Source organism: Staphylococcus sp. HMSC055C03, assembly GCF_001809385.1.
In the GTDB taxonomy this organism is placed as follows: domain Bacteria; phylum Bacillota; class Bacilli; order Staphylococcales; family Staphylococcaceae; genus Staphylococcus; species Staphylococcus simulans.
Genome location: NZ_KV797506.1, coordinates 1199 through 3727, shown reverse-complemented (window position 1 = coordinate 3727; position 2529 = coordinate 1199). Strand labels below are relative to the sequence as shown.

At 40.2% G+C, this 2529-nt stretch carries 1 protein-coding gene; it reads right to left on the bottom strand.

Annotated elements, in window-relative coordinates; genetic code table 11:
- A partial coding sequence (locus HMPREF2603_RS09330) for a Rib/alpha-like domain-containing protein (protein WP_261676382.1) occupies positions 1 to 2529 on the bottom strand: 2529 nt, incomplete at both ends.

Below are 2529 nucleotides of genomic sequence, written 5' to 3'. Positions count from 1 at the left end.
ATTCACCTGGTGTTTGACCATTAGGTACTTTTGTCGAATCGTCAACTGTTACTACCGGTGTACCTTTATCCGCTGGGAAGTTAGGTACTGTCACTTTATCTTTGACCTCTTGTTCAGTTGTGCCTTGGCCGAACGGTTTTTCAATTGGTTTGACTGTTGGTTCATAAGTGTCTGAATCTTTTGGACCGACTGTAACTTTCACATTCACTGTATCTGTTGTTTTATCTGGATAAGTCACTGTAACCGGTACTTCGAATTCACCCGGTGTTTGACCGTTTGGAACCTTAGTTGGATCATCCACTGTTACTACTGGTGTACCTTTATCCGCTGGGAAGTTTGGTACTGTCACTTTATCTTTCACTTCTTGTTCTGTTGTGCCTTGACCAAATGGTTTTGTGATTGGTTGTGTTGTTGGTTCATACGTATCTGAATCTTTCGGTCCAGTTGTAACTTTTACATTGACAATATCTGTTGTTTTATCTGGATATGTCACTGTGACTGGAACTTCTACTTCTCCTGGCGTTTGACCGTCTGGAATTTTTGTTTCATCTACTGTCACTGTATATGGTTGACTGTTTTCTGGATATCCTGGAACAGTCACTTTTGATTTCACTTCATCCGGTGTAGCTTTTTCACCAAAGTGTTTAGTGATTTCTCCTGCTTTAGGATCATATTTCACATTATCCGGTTGTTCGCCGACTGTAACTTTAACTGTGACTTTATCAGTTGTTTTATCTGGGTAAGTGACTGTTACAGGAACATCAAATACGCCAGGTGTTTGACCATTTGGTACTTTTGTTTCGTCATCGATAGTAATAACTGGTTGAGTACCTTCTTTAGGGAAGTTTGGAATTGTAACATTTCCTTTAACTTCATCCGCTGTAGTCGTTGTACCAAAAGGTTTTACTATTGGTTGTGTTGTAGGTTCATACGTAACTGAATCTTTTGGTCCAACTGTTACTTTAACTTTCACAACGTCTGTTGTTTTGTCTGGATATGTGACTGTAACTGGAACTTCAAATTCACCACTTGTTTGACCATCAGGCACTTTACTTGTGTCCACAGTAATAACTGGTTGATCGCCTTCTTTAGGGAAGTCCGGAACACTTACTTTTCCTTTTATTTCTTCTTCAGTTGTAGGTGTACCGTATGGTTTTTTAATCTCTCCTGTAGTCGGTTCATACGTGTCTGAATCTTTTGGTCCTGTTGTCACTTTCACGTTAACAATATCTGTTGTTTTATCCGGATAAGTTACTGTGGCTGGAACTTCTACTTCTCCCGGTGTTTGACCGTCTGGAATTTTTGTTTCATCTACTGTCACTGTATATGGTTGACTGTTTTCTGGATATCCTGGAACAGTCACTTTTGATTTCACTTCATCCGGTGTAGCTTTTTCACCAAAGTGTTTAGTGATTTCTCCTGCTTTAGGATCATATTTCACATTATCCGGTTGTTCACCGACTGTTACTTTCACTGTGACTTTGTCTGTTGTTTTGTCTGGGTAAGTGACGGTTACAGATACATCAAATACGCCAGATGTTTGACCGTTCGGAATCTTAGTTGGATCATCCACTGTTACCACCGGTGTACCTTTATCCGTTGGGAAATCTGGGACTGTTACTTCGTCTTTCACTTCTTGTTCAGTTGTATTTTGACCATATGGTTTTGTGATATTTTCAAATTTCGGTTCATAAGTGTCTGAGTTTTTCGGACCTACATTGACTTTCACATTAACTGTATCTGTTGTTTTATCCGGATAAGTCACGGTTACTGGGACTTCGAATTCTCCACTTGTTTTGCCGTCAGGGACTTTCGTTGTATCAACACTAATAACTGGTTGGTCGCCTTCTTTAGGGAAGTTTGGAATACTCACTTTATCTTTGACTTCATTTTCAGTAGTCGGTGTACCATATGGTTTTGTGATTTCTCCTGCTGTTGGTTCGTATTTATCATTTTGCGGTTGGTCTCCTACTGTTACTGGAACTTTCACATAATCTTTTGTTCCGTCTGGATATGTGACTGTTACAGGGATATCTACTGTTCCTGGTGTTTGACCGTTTGGTATTTGTGCCGGGTTATCGACTGTGACTGTCGGTGTGCCTTTTTCTTTAGGGAAGTCTGGTACTGTGACTTTGTCTTTAACCTCTTGTTCAGTCGTTCCTTGACCAAATGGTTTTGTGATTGGTTGAACTGTTGGTTCATATTTGTCTTTTTGCGGTTGTTCTCCCACTGTTACTGGAACTTTCACATGATCTTTTGTGCCATCTGGATATGTGACTGTTACAGGAACTTCTACTTCTCCTGGCGTTTGACCATTTGGAATTTGTGCCGGATTATCGACTGTGACTGTCGGTGTGCCTTTTTCTTTAGGGAAGTCTGGTACTGTAACTTTGTCTTTCACTTCTTGTTCTGTTGTGCTTTGACCAAATGGTTTTGTGATTGGTTGAACTGTTGGTTCGTATTTATCTTTTTGCGGTTGGTCTCCTACTGTTACCGGAACTTTCACATGATCTTTTGTGCCATCTGGAT